Origin of the sequence: Synechococcus sp. J7-Johnson (assembly GCF_024345795.1) — a bacterium.
Classification (GTDB): Bacteria; Cyanobacteriota; Cyanobacteriia; order PCC-6307; family Cyanobiaceae; genus Regnicoccus_A.
Genome location: NZ_JAGQBU010000001.1, coordinates 59,510 through 83,710 on the forward strand (window position 1 = coordinate 59,510; position 24,201 = coordinate 83,710).

20 protein-coding genes and 2 tRNA genes are annotated in these 24,201 nt (G+C 66.1%); 12 read left to right on the forward strand and 10 right to left on the reverse strand.

Annotation, left to right across the window (positions count from 1 at the left end; translation table 11 throughout):
* Positions 1-92: 92 nt before the first annotated feature.
* Together alr and KBY93_RS00395 are read left to right on the forward strand one after the other, a co-directional pair.
* Positions 93-1,304 carry an alanine racemase gene (gene alr, locus KBY93_RS00390; RefSeq protein ID WP_255092235.1) on the forward strand — a complete coding sequence of 404 codons (1,212 nt, stop codon included), beginning with the start codon at positions 93-95 and terminating at the stop codon, positions 1,302-1,304.
* Between the two features lie 18 nt (positions 1,305-1,322).
* Positions 1,323-1,411 (forward strand) — tRNA-Ser (locus KBY93_RS00395).
* A gap of 70 nt (positions 1,412-1,481) precedes the next feature.
* On the opposite strand, the gene KBY93_RS00400 is transcribed toward KBY93_RS00395, so the two are convergent.
* The gene (locus tag KBY93_RS00400; protein ID WP_255092236.1) at positions 1,482-2,414 is read right to left on the reverse strand and encodes a serine hydrolase; all 933 of its coding nucleotides are present in this window, start codon (positions 2,412-2,414) and stop codon (positions 1,482-1,484) included.
* Between the two features lie 17 nt (positions 2,415-2,431).
* Between KBY93_RS00400 and KBY93_RS00405 the strand changes: the two genes are divergently transcribed.
* A complete protein-coding gene (locus tag KBY93_RS00405; protein WP_255092237.1) occupies positions 2,432-3,163 on the forward strand; it encodes a C40 family peptidase in 732 nt (243 codons plus the stop codon).
* Positions 3,164-3,206: 43 nt separating this feature from the next.
* Positions 3,207-4,178 (forward strand): glycosyltransferase family 2 protein, encoded by a 972-nt coding sequence (locus KBY93_RS00410; protein ID WP_255092238.1) that lies wholly within the window; start codon positions 3,207-3,209, stop codon positions 4,176-4,178.
* Here KBY93_RS00410 and KBY93_RS00415 read toward each other — a convergent pair.
* Positions 4,136-4,666, reverse strand: coding sequence for a HEAT repeat domain-containing protein (locus KBY93_RS00415; protein WP_255092239.1), 531 nt, complete (start codon positions 4,664-4,666; stop codon positions 4,136-4,138). The two genes, KBY93_RS00410 and KBY93_RS00415, sit on opposite strands and share 43 nt — an antisense overlap.
* Positions 4,667-4,758: 92 nt before the next feature.
* Here KBY93_RS00415 and KBY93_RS00420 point away from each other — a divergent pair, with 92 nt between their 5' ends.
* The 3 genes from KBY93_RS00420 to KBY93_RS00430 all read left to right on the forward strand — a co-directional run bounded on the left by KBY93_RS00420 (position 4,759) and on the right by KBY93_RS00430 (position 8,727).
* Complete coding sequence (locus KBY93_RS00420) at positions 4,759-4,875, forward strand: photosystem I reaction center subunit VIII (protein ID WP_094555195.1); 117 nt, start codon at positions 4,759-4,761, stop codon at positions 4,873-4,875.
* Between the two features lie 47 nt (positions 4,876-4,922).
* The gene (locus tag KBY93_RS00425) at positions 4,923-5,414 is read left to right on the forward strand and encodes a photosystem I reaction center subunit XI (protein WP_094555127.1); all 492 of its coding nucleotides are present in this window, start codon (positions 4,923-4,925) and stop codon (positions 5,412-5,414) included.
* A gap of 178 nt (positions 5,415-5,592) precedes the next feature.
* Positions 5,593-8,727 carry an efflux RND transporter permease subunit gene (locus KBY93_RS00430; RefSeq protein WP_255092240.1) on the forward strand — a complete coding sequence of 1,045 codons (3,135 nt, stop codon included), beginning with the start codon at positions 5,593-5,595 and terminating at the stop codon, positions 8,725-8,727.
* Between the two features lie 72 nt (positions 8,728-8,799).
* On the opposite strand, the gene psaB is transcribed toward KBY93_RS00430, so the two are convergent.
* On the reverse strand, positions 8,800-11,019 hold the full coding sequence (psaB, locus tag KBY93_RS00435; protein WP_255092241.1) for a photosystem I core protein PsaB: 2,220 nt from the start codon (positions 11,017-11,019) through the stop codon (positions 8,800-8,802).
* Between the two features lie 21 nt (positions 11,020-11,040).
* Positions 11,041-13,344 carry a photosystem I core protein PsaA gene (psaA, locus tag KBY93_RS00440; RefSeq protein ID WP_094555130.1) on the reverse strand — a complete coding sequence of 768 codons (2,304 nt, stop codon included), beginning with the start codon at positions 13,342-13,344 and terminating at the stop codon, positions 11,041-11,043.
* Positions 13,345-13,798: 454 nt separating this feature from the next.
* Here psaA and KBY93_RS00445 point away from each other — a divergent pair, with 454 nt between their 5' ends.
* Both KBY93_RS00445 and cobJ read left to right on the forward strand, forming a co-directional pair.
* On the forward strand, positions 13,799-15,211 hold the full coding sequence (locus KBY93_RS00445; RefSeq protein WP_255092242.1) for a hypothetical protein: 1,413 nt from the start codon (positions 13,799-13,801) through the stop codon (positions 15,209-15,211).
* Complete coding sequence (gene cobJ, locus KBY93_RS00450; RefSeq protein WP_255092243.1) at positions 15,208-16,998, forward strand: precorrin-3B C(17)-methyltransferase; 1,791 nt, start codon at positions 15,208-15,210, stop codon at positions 16,996-16,998. Before KBY93_RS00445 ends, cobJ begins: the two co-directional genes overlap by 4 nt.
* Positions 16,999-17,035: 37 nt before the next feature.
* Here cobJ and KBY93_RS00455 read toward each other — a convergent pair.
* Positions 17,036-17,109: transfer RNA gene (locus KBY93_RS00455), tRNA-Pro, on the reverse strand.
* Between the two features lie 82 nt (positions 17,110-17,191).
* Here KBY93_RS00455 and lipA point away from each other — a divergent pair.
* Positions 17,192-18,061 carry a lipoyl synthase gene (gene lipA / locus KBY93_RS00460; protein WP_255092414.1) on the forward strand — a complete coding sequence of 290 codons (870 nt, stop codon included), beginning with the start codon at positions 17,192-17,194 and terminating at the stop codon, positions 18,059-18,061.
* Between the two features lie 8 nt (positions 18,062-18,069).
* Here lipA and KBY93_RS00465 read toward each other — a convergent pair whose 3' ends face one another.
* Genes KBY93_RS00465 through KBY93_RS00475 form a run of 3 tightly spaced genes read right to left on the reverse strand, consistent with a single transcriptional unit; the run spans position 18,070 to position 20,428 of the window.
* Positions 18,070-19,104, reverse strand: a complete 1,035-nt coding sequence (locus tag KBY93_RS00465; RefSeq protein ID WP_255092244.1) for a pseudouridine synthase — start codon at positions 19,102-19,104, stop codon at positions 18,070-18,072.
* Positions 19,097-19,858 (reverse strand): response regulator transcription factor, encoded by a 762-nt coding sequence (locus KBY93_RS00470; RefSeq protein ID WP_255092245.1) that lies wholly within the window; start codon positions 19,856-19,858, stop codon positions 19,097-19,099. The genes KBY93_RS00465 and KBY93_RS00470 overlap by 8 nt, the downstream gene beginning before the upstream one ends.
* A 45-nt stretch (positions 19,859-19,903) precedes the next feature.
* Complete coding sequence (locus KBY93_RS00475) at positions 19,904-20,428, reverse strand: hypothetical protein (RefSeq protein ID WP_255092246.1); 525 nt, start codon at positions 20,426-20,428, stop codon at positions 19,904-19,906.
* Positions 20,429-20,490: 62 nt separating this feature from the next.
* Here KBY93_RS00475 and KBY93_RS00480 point away from each other — a divergent pair, with 62 nt between their 5' ends.
* Positions 20,491-21,621: a cysteine desulfurase family protein gene (locus KBY93_RS00480; RefSeq protein WP_255092247.1), complete on the forward strand. Its 1,131-nt coding sequence runs from the start codon at positions 20,491-20,493 to the stop codon at positions 21,619-21,621.
* A 93-nt stretch (positions 21,622-21,714) separates the two neighbouring features.
* The gene (locus KBY93_RS00485) at positions 21,715-22,743 is read left to right on the forward strand and encodes a hypothetical protein (RefSeq protein WP_255092248.1); all 1,029 of its coding nucleotides are present in this window, start codon (positions 21,715-21,717) and stop codon (positions 22,741-22,743) included.
* On the opposite strand, the gene KBY93_RS00490 is transcribed toward KBY93_RS00485, so the two are convergent.
* Together KBY93_RS00490 and rsmH are read right to left on the reverse strand one after the other, a co-directional pair.
* Positions 22,718-23,266, reverse strand: a complete 549-nt coding sequence (locus tag KBY93_RS00490; protein WP_255092249.1) for a DUF456 family protein — start codon at positions 23,264-23,266, stop codon at positions 22,718-22,720. The two genes, KBY93_RS00485 and KBY93_RS00490, sit on opposite strands and share 26 nt — an antisense overlap.
* Positions 23,266-24,165 (reverse strand): 16S rRNA (cytosine(1402)-N(4))-methyltransferase RsmH, encoded by a 900-nt coding sequence (rsmH, locus tag KBY93_RS00495; RefSeq protein ID WP_255092250.1) that lies wholly within the window; start codon positions 24,163-24,165, stop codon positions 23,266-23,268. The genes KBY93_RS00490 and rsmH overlap by 1 nt, the downstream gene beginning before the upstream one ends.
* Positions 24,166-24,201 lie beyond the last annotated feature (36 nt).

The following is a 24,201-nucleotide window of genomic DNA, read 5'->3' on the forward strand; positions in this document are numbered from 1 at the left end:
CATGCTAATGGGTCTGAGTCATCAGGCATGAGATTGGACTCACGGATCACATCAGATTGACTCTGCTGCGATGCCGGTCTGAGATTGCATAGATGCCCCAGCCCTGCCAACAACTGCCAGTTGAGGATCCCCAGCGGTTCGGGGCGCCCGGGCTGCACCCGCGGCAAAGGGCCTGGGTGGAGGTTGATGAGACAGCGATCGAGCACAACGCCAGGGCGCTGGGCCGGTGGCTGGTTCCGGGGTCATCGCTGATGGCTGTGGTCAAGGCCGATGGCTACGGCCACGGCGCCGCACCGGTGGCTCGCGCGGCCATGGCCGGTGGCGCAACCTCCCTGGGGGTGGCCACCCTTCAGGAAGGCATCGAGTTGCGCCAGGCGGGACTGAAGGCGCCGGTGCTGGTGATGGGGAATCTGATCCACCCCGACGAGCTGCGCAGCTGCCTGGAGTGGGAGCTGATGCCCACCATCAGCGGCATGCGCGAAGCTCTGCTTTGCCAGAATCTGGCCAGCGGCAGCGGCCGCTCCATGGCGCTGCACCTCAAGCTAGACACCGGCATGGCCCGGCTTGGAGTGGACTGGACCGATGGGGTGAGGCTGCTGCAGGCCCTCCATGGTCTGGAGGCGATACATCTGGCTGGGATCTACTCCCATCTGGCCGATGCCGACTCACCCGACCCGGGAGGGGGGGGACTGACCGCCGTTCAGCAGCAGCGCTTCGAGAGTGTGCTGCGTGGCGCCGTTGAGCTGGGGTTGCCCACCGGGGTGCGTCATCTGGCCAATTCCGCCGGCACCCTGCGCTGCCGCCAGCTCCACTACGACCTTGTACGTGTGGGTCTGGCGCTTTATGGCCAGGCACCCGCCGAGCACCTGAGCCACGCAGTGTCCCTGCAGCCCGCCATGAGCGTGCGGGCAAGGGTCTGCCTGATCCGCGAGGTACCTGCCGGAGTTGGAGTGAGTTACGGCCACCGCTACCGCACCCGGCGCCCGACCAGGCTGGCGGTGGTCACGATCGGCTACGCCGATGGGGTGCCAAGGCTGCTCAGCAACCAGCTGGAGGTGCTGTTCGCCGGACGCCGGCTGGCCCAGGTGGGGGCGATCACCATGGATCAGCTGCTGATCGATGCCACCGAGGCTCCCCAGCTGGAGGTGGGCTCGGTGGTCACCCTGCTGGGTGACGACAGAGGTGAGCGCATCTCCCCCCAGGACTGGGCCCAGGCCACTGGCACGATCCCCTGGGAGATTGTCTGTGGCTTCAAGCACCGTCTGCCCCGCCTGCACCTTGGCGAAGCCGAGCGCGATCGCTGATAAGCTCATTCGGCCCCTGGAGAGGTGGCTGAGTGGTTGAAAGCGGCTCCCTGCTAAGGAGTTACAGGAGGCAACTTCTGTCGAGGGTTCGAATCCCTCCCTCTCCGTTCCAAGACCCTGGCGCCAGCAGCATCTTCGCTACGGCACATTCAGGTGAGGCTTTCAGGCCCATGGTGGTCAGCTCGTTGAACAAGCCTCGCTGAGCAGCCGGCTCAGCTCTGGAAGGAGCTTTTCATCGGCGGCCCGCTCTGCCCCTTCGCTGAAGATCACGAGCAGGAAGGGAGCCCGTCCCTCGATCTCCACATAGGCAGCGTCATGGCGGGCCTGGCTCATCCAGCCGGCCTTGCTCCACAGCCGGGCAGAAGCTGGCAGCCCCGCGCCGATGAAACCATCGACCTGGTTCTCCGGATCCGCCGCCCTCAGCTCAGAGTCGAGAGAACGGCTCAGTAGCTCCCGCATCCGGGTGCAGGCGGGGGGAGATACCATGGCGCCGGCCATGATCACGTGCAGGAGCCGGGCCGTGGCATCGGTGCTGAGCCGGTTACGGTTTTCCAGCTCCGGCCCGTAGAACTGCCGCTCACGTCCGTAAGGGCCATCCCCCCAGGTTTTCTGGCAGACGTTGCAGCCCTCGAATTCGGGCCAGCCCTGAGCGGCGTACCACTGGTTCACCAGCTGGCGGGCCTCGATCCAGGCCCGCAGCGGCCGCTCCGGCAGGTCGGGGCCGCTGGTGGTGCCTGTGAGCCAATCCACCAGCACGGCGGTGGCATCGTTGCTTGAGTCGCGGATCATGTCGGCCATCGCCCTGCGCAACTCGGGGCAGTCTTCGAGCAGCTGGCGCTGGAGCCAGGCTTCGGTGGCCGCCAGGTAGAAGAGCTTGACCACACTGGCCGGATAGCGGGCCGTGGAGCCGGCCCAGGCGGCACCCGCCACTGGCTCCAGCCAGGGCCTCAACGACTCACTGGCCTCAGCCGCGCCGATCAGGCTGCGCTGATAGCGCAACCAGGTGATCGAGACCTGGGAGGCCAGACCGGGGCGGCCCTGGAGCTCCAGGGAATGGATGTGGTCCTCGAGAATCGCTCCCATCGCCGCATCGGGGCTGTAGAACGCCATCGGTACCGCTGTCTGCCATGGAGAGCCTAGGAACCGGGGTGAACGCCGATGGGCTGGGGGCAGGCCGCTGCTGGCGTCTGAGCGCCGACATCGACGGTCACGCCCGCTCCAGCGGGCCCGGGCTGGCCACCCAGGCCCGCAGTGGCCGCATGCTTCAGCTGCTCGGCCAGCGCGAGGGAACCCGGCTGCGGGTCCGACTACTGGAGGATGGCTACCCCTGCTGGCTGGAGATCAGCCAGCTACTTGAGCGGGCCATCCCCGCCCAGCCCCGCAGGGTGCTCCCCCTGGAGCCGAGCAGCATCGCCGCTCGCCTGCCGGAGGTGCTGACCTTCGCCGAGCGGGCCCTGGAGCAGCCCAACCGGTACCTCTGGGGCGGCAGCCTCGGCCCCGACTTCGACTGTTCTGGCTTCGTTCAGAGCGCCTTTGCCAGCGCCGGGATCTGGATCCCCCGCGATGCCTACCAGCAGGAGCGCTTCTGTCAGCCGGTGGCCGTGCGGCCGGGAGTCTTCGCGCTGCTGCAGCCAGGGGATCTGATCTTCTTCGGCCGTCCCCAGCGCTGCAGCCATGTGGGGCTGTATCTGGGCGCGGGGCACTATCTGCACAGTTCAGGCAAGGAGCACGGACGGGATGGCCTCGGCATCGACCAGCTCAGCCCCGAAGCCGATCACCCCGTTTCGTGCCATTACCGCAGTGAACTGCGCGGAGCCGGACGGGTGGTGCGATGCCATGACGGCAGCACCCTGGCCTGACCTGGGACTCCCGTAGGTTGCAACTCGACAAAGCCCAGCCGCCATGACCGCGTCGCACGGCCCAGAGCTCTCGGTCGTGATCCCTCTGTTCAACGAGGAGGAAAGCCTCGGCCCACTGGTTGAGAAGGTTCTCGCCAGCCTCAGGCCCCTGGGCCGCAGCTTCGAGCTGGTTCTGGTCGACGACGGCTCCAGCGACGGGACCGCGAGCCGGCTTGAGGAGCTCGCCGCAGCGACCCCTGAGCTGGTGGCGGTGCTGCTGCGTCGCAACTACGGCCAGACCGCCGCCATGGCCGCTGGCTTTGATGCCAGCCACGGCGCCGTGATCGTCACCCTCGATGGCGATCTTCAGAACGATCCCGCCGACATCCCCCTGCTGCTGGACCGGCTTGAGCAGGGCTATGACCTGGTGAGCGGCTGGCGCCACCAGCGCCAGGATGCTGCCCTGCAGCGCCTGCTGCCCTCCAAGATCGCCAACCGTCTGATCGCCAGGGTCACCGGGGTGCGCCTGCACGACTACGGCTGCTCGCTCAAGGCCTACCGCCGCGAAGTGGTGGCGGACATGAACCTCTACGGCGAACTGCACCGCTTCCTGCCGGCGCTCGCCTTCATCGAAGGGGCCCGCATCACAGAGGTGAAGGTGAACCATCACGCCCGCCGCTTTGGTCAGAGCAAATACGGCATTGATCGCACCTTCCGGGTGCTGATGGATCTGCTCACGGTCTGGTTCATGAAGCGCTTTCTGACCCGGCCGATGCATGTGTTTGGTTTCGGTGGCCTGGCCTGCCTGGCGATCGGCCTGGTGCTGGGGCTCGTGCTGATCGGCGAGAAGGTTTTTCTAAACGCCGATGTGGGCGACCGGCCGCTGCTGATGGCGGCAGTCCTGGCGATCATGGCCGGCATCCAGCTGTTCTGCTTCGGGCTGCTGGCGGAGCTGCAGATGCGCACCTACCACGAAAGCCAGGGCCGGCCGATCTACCGGGTACGCGCCACATTGCGCGGCAGCCTGGCGGGCTGAGTGCGGCAGTCCTGAACGGCCGTCCGACCGCGGAACGCCGCAATCCCCTCGGCGGCCAGGGCTGCCACGCAGGGGTCGGGATCGAAGCGAGCCCGCTTCAGCAGCGCCAAGCTGGCCCGATCGCCCCAGACCAGGCAGGCGGCCACGGCCGCCAGACGCTCGCCTTCGCTGCCTGTGGCAGCTGCTCGAAGCTCGGCGAGGACCTGCCGGCGCCAGCGAGGATCCAGGCGCGTGCCGGGCGCCACTGAGGCCAGGGCTTCCGGCAATGGCTCCCGCGGCTCGAGCGCAGAAGGAGCGGTGATCGCCAGCGCAGTGGAGCCTGATGAAGCGGCAGATGAAGTGGCCGGGGTCACGACCCGCTCTAGCTGCGCCCTGTTGAGGGCGGCCACGGCACTGCCGTCATCGCCCCAGAGCAGGGGCAGCCTGCGGCTCCGCACAAGCCAGACCATCAGCAGAAGAGCCGCGGCGGCGGGGAGAGCCTGCTGCATCGGATTGAATTTTTATTTCGCAAAGGCAGGGCGACAAGGCCTGCCCAGGAGTGATCTTTACAGTATCGGCGGTTGCTGTATTGGCCCGCGCCATGACTGGAGAATTTGCCGCCGCCTGGCTGCCCGCGTTGTTGGTCCCCGTGGTGGGGATCCTCGGCCCTGCCGTGGCCATGGCCCTGCTGTTCAACGTGATCGAAGCGCGCGACTGAGCCCCTCGCCCGTTCTTCTGCCTTTCGTTCCCACCACGAGCCCGCCCATGACCGTGCATCCCGTGGCCGACCCCACCGTCGGCAATCTCGCCACCCCCATCAACAGCAGCTACTTCACCAAAGCGTTCCTGAACGCTTTGCCCGCCTATCGCCCGGCACTGTCCCCCAACCGCCGCGGCCTGGAAGTGGGAATGGCCCACGGGTTCTTCCTCTACGGACCGTTCGCCCTCACCGGCCCCCTGCGTAACACCGAGTACGCCACCACCGCTGGCCTGCTGGCCACGATCGGCCTGGTGACGATCCTCACGATCTGCCTGTCGATCTATGGCACCGCCGGCACCGGCCCGAGCGTGCAGCCCCCCGACGCCACGATCGACAACCCGCCCGCTGATCTGTTCACCAAGGCCGGCTGGGCCGAATTCGCCAGCGGTTTCTGGCTGGGTGGCTGCGGTGGTGCCGCGTTCGCCTGGTTCCTGGCCAGCACGGCGCTGGTTTCACCCCTCGTCGACCTAGTCGGCGGCGGCTGGAGCGCCGGCTGAGCCGCACACCGCACCGAGCTGATCTCAGAATCCGGTATTAGCAACTTCAGCGTTGCACCAGGCCCCGCTAACGCGGGGCTTTTTCATGGCAGGGGATCCCCCGCTGATCGAGGCAGGAGGCTCAACGGCAGTGGCAGGACGGGCAGACTCTTCCAGCGTGCCCTGATCAGCCGTTTCAATGTCAGTCTCCGATCCATTCCTGCGTCGGCCTGTGCTCACCCTGGTGGTGAGCCTGCTGATCGTGATGGCCGGCCTGCTGAGCCTGCCTGGCCTGCAGGTGGAGAACCTGCCCCCGATCGCGCCGGTGCGGGTGAACGTTCGCGCCACCTATCCCGGGGGTGGGGCCCTGGCCGTTGAGCAGGGGGTGACCACTCCGCTGGAGCGGCAGCTGAATGGTCTTGAGCGGCTGGAGAGCATCCGCTCCACCAGTTCCGCCAACGGCAGCTCGATCACCCTCACCTTTGAGGGGGGAAATCCCGAGCTCAACCAGATCAATGCCCAGAACGAAGCCGTTCTGGTGAACCGCCGACTGCCGCCGGAAGTGGCCCGTCTGGGCGTGCAGGTGCGCCGCAGCTCCGACGACCTGCTGATGGTGATCAGCTTCAGCACCCCGAAGGGGATGTACAGCGACGCCTTCCTCAGCGGCTGGCTTGACCAGCGCCTCAGGGATGAACTGCAGCGGGTGCCCGGGGTCGGCAACGTGGCCATCGCCGGCGGCAGTGAACTGGCGTTCCGGGTCTGGCTGGATCCTGTGGCCCTTGAGCAGCGCAACCTCACCATCACTGACATCGAAAACGCGCTTGAGGAGCAGAACGTCCTCGCTGCCCTGGGCCAGGTGGGAGACGCTCCCAGCCCAGGGGGTCAGGAGATCACCCTGCCCCTCGAAATGGAGGGGCGGCTGCGCACCCCCGCCGAACTGGAGAGCCTGGTGGTGAGCCGGGCCAGCAATGGCGGCGTGGTGCAGCTCAAGGACGTGGGGCGGGTTGTGCTCGATGTGGAAAGTTTCGAGAGCACCGCCATGAACCTGGCCGGCGAACCCACCCTGGCGGTGCAGATTTTCCAGCGCGACGGCAGCAACGCCCTCGAGGTGAGCGAGGCTGTCAACGCAGCGCTGAGCCGCCTGGAGCCCGATTTCCCGCCTGGGGTGGAGCTGCAGCGCATCGTCGATGTGGCCGACAGCGTGCGCGAGAGCATCGAGCTCACATGGAGCAGCCTGCGTGACGCGGTGCTGCTGGTGCTGCTGGTGCTGCTGCTTGCGCTTGGCAACAGTCGCCTGGCGGCCATCACCGCTGTAGCTGTGCCCGTGGCCCTGGTGGGCAGCTTCACGGTCCTGCGTCTCACCGGCAGCTCAATCAACACCCTCAGCCTGTTCGGCATGGTGCTGGCCACAGGTCTGGTGGTGGATGACGCCATCGTGGTCAGCGAAGACATCGGACGCCGGCTCCAGGCCGGAGAACCGCCCTGGCAAGCCGCCCGAAACGCCATGCAGGAGCTGGGCAGTGCCGTGATCGCCACCTCCCTGGTCCTGGTGGTCGTGTTTCTGCCGGTGCTGGCGATGCCTGGCAGTGTGGGCCGCCTTTACCAGCCGATCGCGATCACGATCAGCGCCACGATCCTGTTCTCCACCATCAATGCGCTCACCTTCACGCCGGTGGCCTCCAGCTGGCTGCTGCAGCATGGCTGGACGGAACCACTCTGGATGCGCCGGCTGCTGGATCGACCCCAGCGCTGGATCCACCGGCTCGGAGAGCACTACGGCCGTGCCCTGGATCGCAGTTTTCGCTGGCGGCGGCGCATCCTGCTTGGCTTGCTGGGCAGTCTGATCCTGGCGGGCTGGGGCCTGGGGCAACTGCCCACAGCCTTCATTCCCCAGGAAGACGACAGTCAGATTCGCGGCGTGGTGGCATTGCCTGGGGGGGCCTCGATCCAGCGCACCGAAGCGGTGATGGAGCAGGTCCGGAAGCAGGTGGCGAGCGAGCCCCTGGTGCGGGTCGGCAACTTCTACGCAGGCCGCTCCTTTGGCGACAGTGCCCCGAACCGGGGCATCTTCTTTTTGCGCCTGCTGCCGCTGCAGGAGCGCGGCTCCCGGCCTGAGGACAGCAGTGAAGCTGTTGCCGAACGACTCTCCAAACGGCTGCGCAGCTCCATCAGCGAGGCCTCCGTGCAGGTCAGCGTTCCACCGGTCGTGAGGGGCTTCAGCAGTGAGGGGGGACTGGAACTGGAGCTTCTCGATCTCAGCGGCGGACGACTCAGCCTGAGCGAATTCGAGCAGTCCACCCGCGAATTCATCGCCGCCGCCAATGCCACGGGGGACTTTGAGCGGGTGGGCACGCGCTTCAGTGCCGATTCACCGCAACTGCGCCTGAAGCCCGACCGGCTGCGCATGGCGTCACTGGGGGTGGACCTCGACACGGTGGTGACCACCCTCGGTGCCAGCTTCGGCAGCAGCTATGTCAACGACACCTTCGAAGGCGAGCGGGTCAGGCGGGTGATCGTGCAACTGGATGGGGCCTACCGGCGCAAAGCCGCAGATGTGCTTTCACTTCAGGTTCGCAGCCGGGAAGGAAACCTGGTTCCCCTCCGCGAGCTGATGACCTTGGAGCAGGACAGCGGGCCGTCGGTGATAAACCACAGCCGCCTGGCACGCTCGATCACCATCCAGGCCCTGCCCAAAGCGGGACTGAGCACAGGCAAGGCGATCCAACGGCTGGAGGAGGTGAAGCAAGAACTGGACAATCCCGTGATCGCTCTGGAATGGGTGGGGCTGGCCAAGGAGGAGCGTCAGGCGGGAGGGCGCACCTGGCAACTGTTCGTTCTGGGGATGGCGGCTGTTTTCCTGGTGCTGGCCGGCCTCTACGAGAGCTTTCTCGATCCGCTGATCATCTTGATCACGGTGCCCATGGCCCTGTTGGGCGCCCTGCTGGGCCTGGCTGGCCGCGGGCTCTTTCTCGATATCTATGCCCAGGTGGGAATGCTCGTACTGGTGAGCCTGGCCGCCAAAAACGGCATCCTGATCGTTGAGTTCGCCAACCAGCGCCTGAAGGAAGGGCTGGGCTTACGGGAGGCCGTTGAAGAGGCTGCCATCAGCCGCCTTCGCCCGATTCTGCTCACAGCCCTCTCGTCCCTGGCCGGATTCCTGCCGCTACTGCTGGCCACCGGAGCGGGGGCAGCCAGCCGGATCAGCATCGGCACGGTGGTGTTCTTCGGGTTGTTGGTATCAACCGGGCTGACGCTGTTCGTGGTGCCGGTGGTGTACCTGGAGGTGAAACTGCTGGAAGGCCGTCGCTGGTGGCCCCAGGCAAAAAGGTCATGAAAAAACCCTCGGAGATAGTCCCCGAGGGTTGGTTGTTGGAGGTGCGTCCCTCGGGGTGACTGATCGCTTTGATCAGCCGAACTTGCCTGAAGTGGAGGCGATCAGGAAGGCGCCGTAAGTGAGGATGTATCCCACTGTGAAGTGAGCCAGACCGACTACACGGGCCTGAACGATCGACAGAGCCACAGGCTTGTCGCGCCAGCCAACCAGGTTGGCAAGCGGGGTGCGCTGGTGAGCCCAGACGATGGTTTCAATCAGCTCCTGCCAATAACCGCGCCAGGAGATGAGGAACATGAAACCGGTAGCCCAAACCAGGTGACCGAACAGGAACATCCAGGCCCAGACGGCAAGGTTGTTCGAGCCAAACGGGTTGTAACCGTTGATCAGCTGGGAGCTGTTCAGCCAGAGGTAGTCGCGGAACCAGCCCATCAGATAGGTGCTGGATTCATTGAACTGGGCCACGTTGCCCTGCCAGATGGCGAGGTGCTTCCAGTGCCAGTAGAAGGTGACCCAACCAACGGTGTTCAGGGCCCAGAACACGGACAGGTAGAAGGCATCCCAGGCCGAGATGTCACAAGTGCCACCACGTCCGGGGCCATCACAGGGGAAGGAGTAGCCGAAGTCCTTTTTGTCGGGCATCAGCTTGGAACCCCGGGCATCCAGGGCACCCTTCACCAGGATCAAGGTGGTGGTGTGCAGTCCGAGGGCAATGGCGTGGTGAACAAGGAAGTCACCAGGGCCGATCTGCAGGAACACATCGGTGTTGCCATTGATGGCATCCAGCCAGAAGTGATCGCCAGGGATGTTGGCTGAAGCCAGGCTGGCGGCACTCGTCGGGTTGGAGAGCAGCACATCGAAGCCATAGATGGCCTTACCACTCGCCGCTTGCACGAACTGGGCAAAGACAGGCTCAATCAGGATCTGCTTTTCGGGAGTACCAAAGGCCACGACCACATCGTTGTGGACGTAGAGGCCAAGGGTGTGGAATCCGAGGAACAGAGACACCCAGCTCAGGTGGCTGATGATCGCTTCTTTGTGCTCAAGCATCCGAGCCAGAACATTGTTCTTGTTGGCTTCGGGGTCGTAGTCACGGATGAAGAAGATTGCACCGTGAGCGAAGGCACCGCACATCAGGAAGATGGCGATGTACTGGTGGTGGGTGTAGAGCGCAGCTTGTGTTGTGTAGTCCTTAGCGATGAACGCGTAGGACGGCAGCGCATACATGTGCTGCGCAACCAAGCTGGTGATCACTCCCAGGCTGGCCAGGGCCAGACCCAGCTGGAAGTGCAGGGAGTTGTTGATCGTGTCGTAGAGACCCTTGTGGCCTGCACCGAGCGCACCTCCGAAAGGAGTGCCCTTAGGGGGGTTGTGAGCCTCCAGGATCTCCCGGATCGAGTGACCGATCCCGAAGTTGGTGCGGTACATGTGGCCGGCAATCACGAAGATGCAGCCAATCGCCAGGTGGTGATGGGCGATGTCGGTGAGCCAGAGCGCCTCGGTCTGGGGGTGGAAGCCACCCAGGAAGGTGAGGATCGCTGTACCGGAACCTTCGGAGGTGCCGAACACCTGGTTAAGGGTGTCGGGATTTTCGGCGTAAACGCCCCAGTTGCCGGTGAAGAACGGAGCCAGACCGGCGGGATGAGGCAGGACATTCAGGAAGTTGTCCCAACCAACGTGCTGGCCACGGGCTTCAGGGATGGCCACGTGAACCAGGTGACCGGTCCAGGCGATTGAACTGAAGCCGAAGAGGACGGCGAGGTGATGGTTGAGGCGGGATTCAGCGTTCTTGAACCATGCCAGTGAAGGCCGGAACTTGGGCTGAAGGTGGAGCCAGCCGGCGAAGAGCGCCCAGGCCGACAGGATCATCATGAAGATGGAACCCTGATACAGCTCGGCGTTGGTTTTCATTCCGATCGTGTACCACCAGTGGTAGAGACCGGAATAAGCGATGTTCACCGGGGAGGTTGCTCCCGCCTGGGTGAAGGCGGTGATGGCCCCCTGGCCGAAGTGGGGATCCCAGATCGCATGTGCGATGGGACGGACATGCAGCGGATCGGCGACCCACTGCTCAAAGTTGCCCTGCCAGGCGATATGGAACAGGTTGCCCGAAACCCAGAGGCCGATGATCGCCAGGTGACCGAAATGGGTGGAGAAGAGCTTTTGGTAAAGCTTCTCCTCCGTCATCCCGTCGTGGCTCTCGAAGTCGTGAGCCGTGGCGATGCCGTACCAGATACGGCGGGTTGTCGGGTCCTGTGCCAGACCCTGGCTGAACGAAGGAAATTTCGTTGCCATTGGGAAAGGTCAGGTGTGAGGTCAGCCGACCGCGATGAGTCGGGACAGGAAGAAGGCCCAGGTGGTGGCGATACCGCCCAGGAGGTAGTGGGCAACGCCTACGGCACGGCCCTGGGTGATGCTCAGCGCACGGGGCTGGATGGCCGGGGCTACCTTCAGCTTGTTGTGAGCCCAGACGATGGACTCAATCAGCTCCTGCCAGTAGCCGCGGCCGCTGAACAGGAACATCAGGCTGAAGGCCCAGACGAAGTGGGCACCAAGGAACATCAGGCCATAAGCACTGGAGGACGAGCCGTAGCTGTTGATCACCTGTGCGGCCTGAGCCCAGAGGAAATCACGCAGCCAGCCATTGATGGTGATGGCGCTCTGCGCAAAGTTCCCATTCGTGATGTGCTGGACGCTGCCGTCCGCATTCACGGTTCCCCACACATCGCTCTGCATCTTCCAGCTGAAGTGGAAGATCACAATCGAGATGGAGTTGTACATCCAGAAGAGGCCGAGGAACACGTGGTCCCAAGCCGAAACCTGGCAGGTACCGCCACGGCCGGGGCCGTCGCAGGGGAAGCGGAAGCCCAGATTCGCCTTGTCTGGGACAAGCCTGGAGCTGCGGCTGTAAAGGACACCCTTCAGCAGGATCAGCACTGTGACGTGGATCGTGAAGGCGTGAATGTGGTGGACCATGAAGTCGGCCGTTCCGAGGGGGATCGGACCGGCAGCGACCTTGCCGCCAACGGCGACGACGGCGCCATTGAACACCTCACTGACACCGGCCAAGGCATTGGGAGCGGTGGTGCCGGCAGCAGCGGCGTGCAGACCCTGAATCCACTGAGCGAAGACGGGCTGCAACTGAATGGCGGAGTCGCTGAACATGTCCTGGGGACGGCCCAGGGCACGCATGGTGTCGTTGTGGATGTAGAGCCCGAAGCTGTGGAAGCCCAGAAAAATGCACACCCAGTTGAGGTGGCTGATCAGGGCATCACGGGCTTTGAGCACCCGATCCAGCACGTTGTCCACGTGCAGGGCGGGGTCGTAATCGCGGATGAGCGCAATGGCCGCATGGGCACCGGCGCCAACGATGATGAAGCCTCCGATCCACATGTGGTGGGTGAACAGCGACACCTGCGTTGGGTAATCGATCCCGATGTAGGGATAGGGCGGCATCGCATACATGTGATGCGCCACGATAATGGTCAACGAACCGAGCAGCGCCAGGTTCACGGCCAACTGGGCATGCCAGGAAGTGGTCATGAACTCGAACAGGCCATCGTGACCCTTCGGAGCCGGGAACAGCAGGGGATCTCCCTTCTGTCCTTCAAGAATTTCCTTGATGCTGTGACCGATGCCCCAGTTGGTGCGGTACTGGTGGCCGGCCACGATGAACAGCACCGCGATCGCCAGATGGTGATGGGCGATGTCGGTCATCCAGAGGCTGCCGGTGACAGGATTCAGCCCACCCTTGAAGGTGAGGAAATCGCTGTAGGCGGCCCAGTTGCCGGTGAAGAAAGCGGAGAGACCCGCACCGAATCCTGGGTACAGCTGGGTCAGCAGATCCAGGTTCAGGAATTCATGGGGCAGGGGGATATCCGCCACAGAAGCGATGGTCTTGCCATCGAGCACCAGCGGCTTGCCGGCGTCGATGGCATCCATCAAGGCCGTGGTCGGCAGGGACACGTGCAGCAGGTGCCCGGTCCAGGACAGGGAGCCCAGGCCCAGAAGGCCAGCAAGGTGGTGGTTGAGCATGGACTCAACGTTCTGGAACCACTCGAGCTTGGGAGCTGCCTTGTGATAGTGGAAGACGCCGGCATTCAGCATCAGGCCAGCCATCACCAGGGCACCGATGGCCGTGCAGAGCAGCTGGAACTCACTGGTGAAACCCCAGGCTCTCCACACATGGAAGAGGCCTGAGGTGATCTGGATGCCGTGGAAGCCGGCACCCACATCGGCGTTGAGAATTTCCTGGCCGAAAATGGGCCAGACCACCTGAGCACTCGGTTTGACGTGCAGGGGGTCGGCCAGCCAGCCGGTGTAGTTGGAGAAGCGAGCACCGTGATAGAAGGCGCCGCTCAGCCAGATGAAGATGACGGCCAAGTGGCCGAAGTGAGCGCTGAAGATCTTCCGGGAGACCTCTTCGAGATCGCTCGTGTGGCTGTCGAAATCGTGAGCGTTGGCGTGGAGGTTCCAAACCCAGGTGGTGGTTTTGGGACCTTTGGCGAGGGTGCGATCGAAGTGCCCGGGCTTGCCGAGAACATCGAAGTCGACGGGAACAGGATTCCGGTCGACCATGGCCTTCGCCGTTTTCCCACGCTCTGGTGGGCTGATGGTCATCGAGACGTTCCTCGAGGGACGGAGTCGAGGTGGAGGTCCACCCCTCCGGACCGGGCCGAAAGGCCAGGCCGGTGGGCCTCACGGTTCCGCGGATCGAGACCCTTGGAACCATGGGCACCAGTGCGGAGTGGCTCCGGAAAAGACCGAAAGCCGCTGCCACCACTGGAGCTGGGGCCCCGATGAGGGGACCGCTGGCGGAAGTATAAGGGCGAGTTTCAGGCCCCTTGGGGGGTCAGTAACAAAGGTTCAATCCGCCACCACCCCTGTCTGGAACAGGGCTCTGACCCAGGCTCCCTATCACTCATCGGCGACGCGATGGCGCGCTTTCTTTATCCAATTCCCAGCAGATCTGGGGCTACATTCAGCATCATTTTTCTACGGGCCCGAGGCACTCTGGGCAAACTGTTGCCTGGGTTCCGGCACCAAGGCCGCGAGCCGACTTCGATCAGGAGCGATGCGCATGTTGGCAGCGGGGCTTCGGGGCCTGGGGGCGATGCTGCTCTGCCTGGCTGTGCTGCTGAGCGGAGGCTGGAGCCTGCGGCCCAGGCCCCAGGAGCCGCCGGCCACCAGTAGCCACCCGGCCACGTCCGGGCGCCTGCGGGAGATCCCTCCACCCAAGGCCAGCCAGGCCTTGCGGCTACGACTGGCGGAGCATCAGCCCCGGCTGCAGATCCTGGCTCCAGCCGACGACGCCGTGCTCCCCATGATCCCCTGGTCGCTGGATCTGTCGCTCGAAGACTGGCCCTTGGCCGATGCCGGCTCCCTTGGCCTTGGCGCCCACCTGGTGGTGCAGCTCGATGACCAGGCACCCCTGCGCCTGGGGCCCAAAGACCCCATGGGGCCAACCAGCAAGGACACCCGGCTGAGCGTGGCCATGGCGCCGCTCAGCCCGGGCAGCCACCGCCTGACTGTCTATGCGGCCAGGCCCTGGGGTGAAGCAGTCAAGGATCCCGGCGCCGCCATGCAGATCCGCCTTCACGGCCTGGCCGCCAACCCCATCAGCCAGCCTCTGCGGGGAACCCCCCAGCTGGTGAGCAGCACCCCCAGCGATCTGATCCATCACGAACCCGTGCTGATCGACTGGCTGCTGATCGATGCGCCCCTCCAGCCACTCGACGGAGACGGTTCGAACTGGCGGCTGCGGGTGACCCTCAATGGCGACAGTTTCCAGGTGGACCGCCAGGAGCCGCTCTGGCTCTCCGGGCTGCACTCCGGCAGCAACCCCCTGCAACTGGAGCTGCTCGACGGGCTGGGGGAACCGTTGAATCCACCCTTCAACAGCCTGGTCCAGGATCTGGTCATGCGTCCCGAAGGCCCCCGTGCCTGGCAGACCGCATCCATCTCCGCCGAGGATCTGAAGCGTCTGCTGGGCGAGCGGCCGAGCGAGCCCGCAGGTGAGATCACACCTTCACCGCAGCCCGTCGAGGCCGCTGAGCAGGACTACAAACCCAGCACGGAGCGGGACCTTCAGGCTGAGGGGATGGCCACCGACCGCAGCGAAGCCGCCAGGTCATTGACAACCGCGAGCACTGAGCAACCGCTTGAGGAGGAGGCAGCTGCATCTGAGCCGGCGCCTGAACCTGAGGCAGCGACAGACCCTGATGCAGGTGAAGACAGGAGCGCCATGGAGCCAGTACCAGCGATGCCTGAGCCTGTCGAGTCTGGGGAGCCTGTGGAGTCGGGTGACTCCCCTGACCCACCGGAGTGGCTTGCACCGCCCGAATCCACGGAACCGCGGACCCCGCCCGAAGCGCCCGGCTCAGCTCCTTTGAGGGAGCCATCAGAGGAGAAAGTGCCCAAGACTGTGAGGCTGCCTGAAACGTCGGCATCGCCGCTGGATCGGCTGCGTGCCAGGTTCGGGGGATGAGTGATTTGATCTGCTGGGGGCTGGCCCTGAGCAGGGCCGGTGCCCCCGTGCTCGAGCGCCTGGATCAGGGCGGGCTGGTGGAGGCCAGAGCGGAGCCCGGCGCCAGAGCGGAGCCCGGCGCCAGCGCCGCCGAGCTGCTCAGCCAACACTGGAAGGGGGCGTCGGCCTTCGTGGTGGTGGGAGCCTGCGGGGCGGTGACCAGGCTGGTGGCCCCGCTGCTCCAGGGCAAGGAGCACGACCCGGCCGTGGTGGTGGTGGATCCCCAGGGGCGCTTCGCCATCCCCCTGCTGGGGGGGCACGGTGCTGGGGCAGAGCAGCTCAGCCAGCGGGTGGCCGCCCTGCTGGGGGGCGAAGCGGTGCTAACGGGCGCGAGTAGTGGCAGCGGCAGCCTGGCCCTTGACAGCTTCGGGCTGGCCTGGGGCTGGCGGAAGGGCCTGGGCGACTGGGATGGCCTGATGAAAGCCGCGGCCCGTGGCGAGCGGATCGCCGTGCAGCAGGAGAGCGGTTGCCCCGACTGGCAGGGCCTGGATGCCGCCGCAACGCTGCTTGAGCTCCCTGCAGAAAACCCGCCTGAGCAGATGCTGATCAGCCCACGCCTGGGCCCCGGCTGCCGCTGGCATCCACCCAGCCTCTGGCTGGGCTTCGGCTGCGAGCGTGACACCAGCCTCAGCCTGCTGGAGCGCTTGCTGGAGCAGGCCCTGGATGGCGCCCAACTGGCCATGGACGCAGTCGCCGGGCTGGCGAGCATCGACCGCAAAGGCGATGAGCCAGCCCTGCTGGAACTGGCCCGGCGCCATCAGTGGCCGCTGCGACTGTTCAGTGCCGAGGCCTTGGCGGCGGTGGAGGTGCCCAGCCCATCGCAGGCGGTGCTCAAGGAAATGGGAACCGCAAGCGTGGCTGAAGCGGCAGCCCTGCTCGCGGCATCCCCACAGTCGGAGCTGCTGCTGGAGAAGCGCATCGAGCGGGCCCAGCCCGGGGAGCGGGGAGCCGCCACCCTGGCGGTGGCCCTGACCGCCGGGCAGTGGGCCCCGCAGCGGGGGAAGCTCCATCTGGTGGGCAGCGGCCCGGGACAGCTCGACCTGCTCACCCCCGAAGCTCGCCTCGCCCTGGCCGAGAGCACCGTCTGGGTGGGCTATGGCCTCTACCTGGATCTGCTGGAGCCCCTGCGGCGCCCCGACCAACTACGCCGCGACGGCCAGCTCACCCAGGAGCGCGACCGCTGCCGGCTGGCCCTGGAGCTGGCCGAGGCCGGACTGAGTGTGGCCCTGGTTTCGTCGGGTGACAGTGGCATCTACGGCATGGCCGGGCTGGCCCTGGAGCTCTGGCTGGAGCATGACCCCCAGACCAGGCCCGCCTTCTCGGTCCATCCCGGCCTCTCCGCCCTGCAGGTGGCCGCGGCCAGGGCCGGCGCCCCCCTGATGCACGATTTCTGCACGATCAGCCTGAGCGACCGGCTCACCCCCTGGCCGACGATCGAGAAACGGCTGCGGGCAGCCGCCAGCGGGGATTTCGTGGTGGCGCTTTACAACCCCCGATCCCTGGGCCGCGACTGGCAGCTGGGCAAGGCCAGGGAGTTGCTGCTCGAGGGGCGCAGCGCCGACACTCCGGTGGTGCTGGCACGGCAACTGGGCCGGGCAGAGGAGAGTGTGCAGCTGCATACCCTCGGGGAGTTGCCCCTGGAGCAGGTGGACATGCTCAGCCTGGTGCTGGTGGGCAACAGCACTTCTCGCCACCAGGACGGGGTGATGGTGACACCCAGGGGCTACCCGGGCGCCGAACTGAACTGAAAGGCTCCGGGCGGCCATCGGGCCCGGAGCTCAGAGATCGGGATGACAGGATTCGAACCTGCGGCCCCTTCGTCCCGAACGAAGTGCGCTACCAAGCTGCGCCACATCCCGCCGCTGGCAGTTTACGGGATCACCCCCGGCTGGGTTTCTAGACTCGCGTCTCCAGGATTAGGCAGTGATGGCTCCCGACGCCCTGCTCAAGCCCGACTGGTTACGCGTCAAGGCCCCCCAGCGGGAGCGGATCGGTGCGGTGGCCGATCTGCTGGTGGACCTGAAGCTGAACACCGTCTGTCAGGAGGCGAGCTGTCCGAACATCGGCGAGTGCTTCGCCGGTGGAACCGCCACCTTCCTGATCATGGGGCCGGGCTGCACGCGGGCCTGCCCCTACTGCGACATCGACTTCGACAAGAGCGTGAGGGCCCTCGACCCCACCGAACCGGAGCGGCTGGGAGAAGCGGTGGCCCGCATGGGCCTCTCACACGTTGTTATCACCTCGGTGAACCGCGACGACCTCGACGACGGCGGCGCCAGCCAGTTCGTGGCCTGCATCGCCGAGGTGCGTCGCCGCTCACCCGGCACCACCATCGAGCTGCTGATCCCCGATTTCTGCGGCAACTGGCAGGCCCTCGCCGCCGTGATGGAGGGGGCGCCCGAGGTGCTGAACCACAACATCGAAACCGTGCCGCGGCTCTACCGGCAGGTACGACCCCAGGGAATGTACGGCCGCTCGCTGGAGTTGCTGCAGCGGGTGCGCCATGGCTGGCCCCGCACCTACACCAAATCGGGATTGATGGTGGGGCTTGGGGAAACCGACGCCGAGGTGGTGGCGGTGCTGGGGGACCTGCGGGCCCACTGGGTCGACATCGTGACCATCGGCCAGTACCTCTCGCCAGGACCCAGGCATCTGCAGGTGCAGCGCTTCGTGACCCCCGGACAGTTCGATGGCTTCAAAGCCACCGGTGAGGAAGAGCTGGGCTTCCTGCAGGTGGTGAGCAGCCCCCTCACCCGCAGCAGCTACCACGCCGGGGAGGTGCAACGGCTGATGCGACAACACCCCCGCTGAGGCAGCTCTCAGCAGAGTTCCCCAGGCGCCGGGGCTTCCAGATCGAGCCAGGCCCCAGCCGGCAGTGGCAGGCGCAGCCGGTGGGCATGCAGCCGGTAGCCGCCGTCGCCCGGCAGGGCTCCGGGCAGGGGCTCCCCCCCCGGTCCATAGAGGGGATCGCCCAGCAGAGGAATCCCCACACTGGCCAGATGGATGCGGATCTGATGCGGACGACCCGTGCGGATCGTCACCTCCACTAGGTGCCCCTGGGAACGGCGCTCCAGAAGTCGCAATTCGCTCCAGGCGGGCAGGGCTCCAGGGTCATCGGGCCCGGCAGCGGCGGCCCAGATCTGACCAAGCCCGGCATGGGGGCGAAGGCCGATCGGGGTGGTGATCGCCAGGGACTCACCCAGGCCCAGCTGCAGCGGGGCCGGCACGGTCAGAGCCCGGTACACCTTGCGGCAAGCAGCGGCAGGGGGAGCGGAGCGGACATCAGGCCGGGCCTGGGGGTGGAGCTCCGCGGTGCTCTCGCGCAGCCTGGCGCTCAGCCAGGCACGGCTCTGGGGCCGGCGGGCACAGACCAGCAGCCCCGACGTGTGGCGCCCGAGCCGGTGCACAGGCCGCGGCAGTGCCGGGAACGCTTCGCCCCCTTCAGGCCCGTGACCAGGGAAGGATCGCTCCAGCAAGCGCAACACGGTGTGCTCCAGAAAGCCCCCGGCGGGGAGCACGGGCAGGCCGCTGGGCTTGTCGATCACATAGAGATCACCGTCGTCGTGGATCAGCCGCCAGCTCGCCGGCACGGCCTCCTCTCGCCAGGGGGGGCGTTGCCACTGGAGCCGATCGCCGGTGCTGAGCAGCCCGTCGCCATCGAGCCGACGGCCATTCAGCAGGATTTCGCCCTCCTGCAGGCGCGCTCTCCAGAGGGAGGCCTCGGAATGGCGGTAGCGATCAGCCAGGAACGCACTGATCAGAACCGGTGCCTGAGCCTGGTTCACCCGGTCGCTGTAGGTCCAGCCCTGGTTGAGCCGGGCCGGCAGCCAGCCCGGCGGCAGCGGCTCAGTCAACCAGGCCGTTCTCAAGGGCGTAGCGCACCAGTTCGGTGCGGCTGGTGGTGCCGGTCTTGGTGAAAAGGCGGCTCACGTACTTCTCGACATTGCGGATCGAGGTTTCCAGGCGGCGGGCAATCTCCTTGTTCATCAGCCCCTCGGCCACCAGCTGGAGCACGCTCGCCTCGCGGGGGGTGAAGGAATGGGTGGCCGGTGTGGCGCTCTTGTGGGAGCCCGTCTGCTGCAGCAGGGAGCGGATCTCGGTGATCTGCCGCGCCATCTGGCCGATGTCCGCATCGGCATAGCGGGCCGCCTCGGCCAGCAGCCGCTCCTGACGGCGCACCACATTGCGCACCCGCGCCACCAGCTCATCCGGGTCGAAGGGCTTGGGGATGTAGTCGTCGACCCCGGCCTGGAAGCCCTCGATCCGGTCGGCCGTCATCCCCTTGGCGGTGAGAAAGATCACCGGTGTGCCCCCCAGGCGCTCGTCACCCCTCAGGCGCTTGAGCAGGCCGTAACCATCCAGGCGCGGCATCATCACGTCGCTGATCACCAGGTCGGGAATGAGCTCCTGCGCCGCCGTCCAGCCCTCCTCGCCGTCGTTGGCGGTGGTGACGTCAAAACCCTCATCCTCCAGGTAGGCCTGAACGGCGGTGCGCAGGCCCGGTTCATCGTCGACCAACAACAGCCGGGCCGGAGCCGGTGGGCTGATCGGGGTGTCCTCGCCGCTGCTCTCCTCTTCCGGCTTGCTGGTGGACTCGATCTGGCTCATGAACCGGCTGGCGTTGAGAGGAATCTATCCAGGCCCGCGCGGCGGTCAGAGGTTGCCGGCAGGCACCACCTGCTCCCGTTCCACCCGGTTGCCGCTGTAGCCGCGCTCACGGGCCAGGCTGCGCAGGCTGTTGGGGTCCTTGCCGGCCTGCTCGGGGAAGCAGGTGGCCCACCAGACCAGATGATCGATGCGGTTGGCCGGCGTAACCACCCCGCCGGGGTTGAGTTCCCGCAGGATCAGGTTGCGGCCGTCGTTGGTGACCCGCAGCGGCGATGTGGGCGAGCACTGGACAGTCTCAGAGCGGACCTTGACGTCGTTGGGGAGCTCCTCCCACACCTTGATCCGCCAGACCTGGGGCTGGACGGGATCGGCACTGATGCCGAACACGCCCAGAGCCTGTTTACCGTCGGCGATGTCCCGCTCCAGTAACAGGGCCAGTCCGGCGGGGCGGTTCTGATCCGGACGCACGAACACGCTCTGGGCCCCGGCGGAGGGGATGGAGATCAGCGCCGCCGGGGCCAGACCCACCAGGGCAAAAGCCAGAAGCCGCAATCGCGAGGTTGAAGCCATCGGCTGGTTCGGGGCGGCTGAGTTGCCAGCATGGAACGGTTCCCCGGGGATGGGAAGGAGGGATGGCCACCACCTATCTGGACCACCAGGCCACCACTCCCTGTGATCCAGCCGTGGTGGCGGCGATGGCTCCCTATTGGAGCGAACGGTTCGCCAACCCCTCCAGCCGCTCCCACCGCTGTGGCCTGGAGGCGGCAGCGGCGGTGGATCTGGCCCGCTGCAGCCTGGCCCAGCAGCTGGGTGTGGTCGCAGAGCAGCTGGTGTTCACCAGTGGGGCCACGGAGGCCAACAACCTGGCGATCAAAGGGCTGGTGGAAGCCCGGCGCCAGCGGGGCAGACACCTGCTCACCCTGGCCACGGAGCACCGGGCGGTGCTGGAGCCCCTGCGCTACCTCGCCGGCCACGGCTATGAGCTCACCGTGCTGCCGGTGCAGCGTGATGGCCTGGTGGACCTGAACCGGTTCAGCGAGGCCCTGCGCGACGACACGCTGCTGGTGAGCGTGATGGCCGCCAACAACGAGATCGGCGTGCTGCAACCCCTCGCCGCCATCGGAGCAATCTGCAGCGAACGGGGCATCGCCCTGCACAGCGATGGAGCCCAGATCTTCGGGAACCGCCCTCTGGGGCCCTGTGAGCTGGGCCTCGACCTGTTCAGCCTCAGCGGTCACAAGATCTACGGACCCAAGGGCATCGGCGCCCTCGTGCTCGCTGAGGGGATCGTCCTGGCACCCCAGCAGCATGGCGGCGGCCAGGAAGGCGGCTTGAGAGGGGGGACTCTGCCGGTTCCCCTGATCGTGGGGCTGCAGCGGGCGGCAGAGCTGGCCAGCCACGACTGGGAGGCGCGACAGCAGCGCCTGGGCGAGCTGCGGGATCGGCTGCTGGCGGGTCTGCTGGCGCTGGGGGGGGTGCGGCTGAACGGCAGCCTGGAGCACCGCCTGGCCCACAACCTCAATGTTCAGGTGGATGGGGTGGATGGCACCCAGCTGCACCGGGCCCTGCGGCGTCAGCTGGCTGTGAGCGGTGGCTCGGCCTGCAGCAGCGGCAGCCCCTCGCACGTGCTGGCCGCCCTGGGGCTGACGCCGGCGGAAGCGGCGGCCTCAATCCGGTTCGGGATCGGACGCCCCACCACGGCTGCGGAGATCGATCAGGCCGTGCTGGTGGTGGCGGAGGCCCTTAAGCAGCTGCGGGGCTGATGAACGATCCTTGCCTTTAAGGCCATCTTTCCTCAACCTTGAATGAATCATGGTTGATCCTTAATCAACCACAGTCCGCTGCGGAAGCTTGCCTTGCCGAGATCCATCTCGATCCGTGCCGCCGCACTGGCTGCAGAGGTACCGACCCTGCAGTCACTGGGAACAACAACGCAGCGGCGGCAGCGGGAGCGCTTCCTTGCCGGTGCGATCGACGGACTGCTGGGAGCCTTGGGCACGGCCCTGGTGCTCTCGGCGGCCGGGAGGATCGCCGGTATCGGTGGCAGTCGACCGACGTTGGCGCAAGCCGTGGTGGCGGGGCTGGGCCTGCTGCTGCTCACAGCCGGCTGGCGCCGACTCGGCCGCGGGCTGCTGGAAGGGACGGCCACGCCCGACGGGCAGAGGCAGCTTGAGCGCGTGGTGGGCTGGTTTCCCTTCGGCGCCATGGCCTTGTTTGCCACTTACAGGCTTGGAGTCAGCGACGTGAAGGCCTACAAGGTTCTGGTGTCGGAAGGGAGCGTGGTGGAGTGGCTGACGTTCCTGTTCTTTCTTGCCGCCGGATCCCTCTTCCTGCTCACTGGGAGAGGGGAATGGCTGACGGACAGGGCCAAGGGACGGCTGGGTCTCGGTGTGCTCTTCATCGCCCTGGGCTTTGTCAGCCTGCTGATCGGCTTCGAGGAGATGAGCTGGGGGCAGACCATCTTCAACTGGGAAACGCCTGAGCTGTTCGTCACCGCCAACGCCCAGAAAGAAACGAACCTCCACAACCTGGCGCTGATTCAGGACCGGATCTGGACCATCACAGCGGCGGTGTGCGTGGGGGCAACCCTGCTGGTGGGTGTGCGTCGTGCCCTGGAGGCAAAAGGACGCCTGATCCCGCGCTCCCTGGCCGATGCGGTTCTGCCGCACTCCACATTGCTGGGCTACTTCCTGTTTGCGGCCCTCCTCTACGTGCCGGTGGTGCTGATCAAGCACGACGTGGCTTTCCCTGTGTTGGTGACCCGCGACCAGGAGGTTGCTGAAGCCCTCTTTTCCCTGGGTGTGCTGCTGCATGCCGGCCGCTGTTACCTCCGCTGGGCAAAGCCTGCTTCGACCCTGCTCAACCCGGCAGCAGTACCCGACTGAGCAGCACGAAACCCAGCACTCCGAGAAGGGCAAGAAGAAACTGAGCCACCCGGCTCACGAGCATCCCGGTGACCACGGCCAGCCCCACCAGCAGGGAGCGGCGCAGGCGAAGCAGACCCAGGGGGCCGAGCGAGGTGGGGGCCGTTAGCAGCTCACCCAGCGATGCTCCCAGCAAAGGACCGAGCAGGGCCCCGAGCAGCGGTCCCCCCACCGGCAGCGCCGGCAACAGTCCCAGCAGACCCACCAGCAAGCCCAGACCAGCGCCGAGATAGGCCCAGCGGGTGGCCTGCAGTCTGGCTGCTCCGAGCGTCACGCCGAGCACATCCGCTCCCCAGCCCAGCAGCAGGATCAGGGCAGCCAGCAGAAACTCCGGCCAGGTGCCGGCCCAGCCCTCGGCCCAGACCCAGACCGCCGCCCCCAACGGCAGCAAGACGAGGCCAGGTAACACGGGCAGCAGTGTGCCAGGGATCGCCATCAGCTGGATGGTGAAGGCGATCCACCAGAACAGGTCAGCGCGATCCATCAGCGGTCCTCCAGCGAGAAGTCCGTCAAACGCCGCCGGGCCATCCTGAACTTTGCCGAACGGCTGCGGGGATTCCGCTCCAGTTCTTCATCGACGGCCACCACAGGCTTGCGGGTCAGGCGCTCAAGGCGGTCATCGCACAGAAACGCCTCCTTCACCCGCCGGTCTTCGAGGGAGTGAAAGCTGATCACCCCGAACAGGCCACCCGGCGCCAGCCAGGCGGGAGCAGCCTGAAGCAAGCTCTCGAGAGCCCCGAGTTCGTTGTTCACGGCCAGCCTGAGGGCCTGGAAGGTGCGGGTGGCGGCATGGATGCGGCCATGGCGGGCCTTTGGCGGATAACAGCCGGCCACGAGATAGGCCAGGGCCGCCGTGCCGCGACTGGAGCCGGTCCAGGGCCGGGCTTCCACGATGCGGCGCGCAATCCGCCGAGACAGCCTCTCCTCGCCGTAGGCATAGATGAGATCAGCCAGTTCCGTCTCCTCCAGCCGATCGATCAGCTCGGCGGCCGTCTCACCGCCGGCGGGGTTCATGCGCATGTCAAGGGGACCATCCGTCCGAAAGCTGAACCCCCGCTCAGGCCGGTCCAACTGGGGACTGCTAACCCCAAGATCAGCCAGCACTCCCACCAGAGGCTCCCTCGGGGAGTAGTTGGCGAAGTTGCATGGCAGCAGGCAAACCCGATCGGCGAAGGGAGCCAGCCGCTCAGCTGCAGCCGCAAGGGCCGAGGGATCCTGATCCAGGCCGATCAGGCGCAGACCGGGATGGGCGGCGAGCAACAGGGCGCTGTGGCCGCCGCCGCCCACGGTGGCATCGAGCAGGGTTCCCTCGCCCTGAATCTCGGCAAAACCAGCCACCACGGCGGCGGCGAGAACCGGCTGGTGGTCGAACGTCTGCTGCATGGGTTCCTTCCTAAGATCCCCGAGTTCGCCTTCGAG

Coding starts and splice junctions, on each gene's coding strand:
- alr (WP_255092235.1), top strand. CDS start 93: ATGCCCCAGCCCTGCCAACAACTGCCAGTTGAGGATCCCCAGCGGTTC.
- KBY93_RS00400 (WP_255092236.1), bottom strand. CDS start 2,414: ATGGCGTTCTACAGCCCCGATGCGGCGATGGGAGCGATTCTCGAGGAC.
- KBY93_RS00405 (WP_255092237.1), top strand. CDS start 2,432: ATGGAGAGCCTAGGAACCGGGGTGAACGCCGATGGGCTGGGGGCAGGC.
- KBY93_RS00410 (WP_255092238.1), top strand. CDS start 3,207: ATGACCGCGTCGCACGGCCCAGAGCTCTCGGTCGTGATCCCTCTGTTC.
- KBY93_RS00415 (WP_255092239.1), bottom strand. CDS start 4,666: ATGCAGCAGGCTCTCCCCGCCGCCGCGGCTCTTCTGCTGATGGTCTGG.
- KBY93_RS00420 (WP_094555195.1), top strand. CDS start 4,759: ATGACTGGAGAATTTGCCGCCGCCTGGCTGCCCGCGTTGTTGGTCCCC.
- KBY93_RS00425 (WP_094555127.1), top strand. CDS start 4,923: ATGACCGTGCATCCCGTGGCCGACCCCACCGTCGGCAATCTCGCCACC.
- KBY93_RS00430 (WP_255092240.1), top strand. CDS start 5,593: ATGTCAGTCTCCGATCCATTCCTGCGTCGGCCTGTGCTCACCCTGGTG.
- psaB (WP_255092241.1), bottom strand. CDS start 11,019: ATGGCAACGAAATTTCCTTCGTTCAGCCAGGGTCTGGCACAGGACCCG.
- psaA (WP_094555130.1), bottom strand. CDS start 13,344: ATGACCATCAGCCCACCAGAGCGTGGGAAAACGGCGAAGGCCATGGTC.
- KBY93_RS00445 (WP_255092242.1), top strand. CDS start 13,799: ATGCGCATGTTGGCAGCGGGGCTTCGGGGCCTGGGGGCGATGCTGCTC.
- cobJ (WP_255092243.1), top strand. CDS start 15,208: ATGAGTGATTTGATCTGCTGGGGGCTGGCCCTGAGCAGGGCCGGTGCC.
- KBY93_RS00470 (WP_255092245.1), bottom strand. CDS start 19,858: ATGAGCCAGATCGAGTCCACCAGCAAGCCGGAAGAGGAGAGCAGCGGC.
- KBY93_RS00475 (WP_255092246.1), bottom strand. CDS start 20,428: ATGGCTTCAACCTCGCGATTGCGGCTTCTGGCTTTTGCCCTGGTGGGT.
- KBY93_RS00480 (WP_255092247.1), top strand. CDS start 20,491: ATGGCCACCACCTATCTGGACCACCAGGCCACCACTCCCTGTGATCCA.
- KBY93_RS00490 (WP_255092249.1), bottom strand. CDS start 23,266: ATGGATCGCGCTGACCTGTTCTGGTGGATCGCCTTCACCATCCAGCTG.
- rsmH (WP_255092250.1), bottom strand. CDS start 24,165: ATGCAGCAGACGTTCGACCACCAGCCGGTTCTCGCCGCCGCCGTGGTG.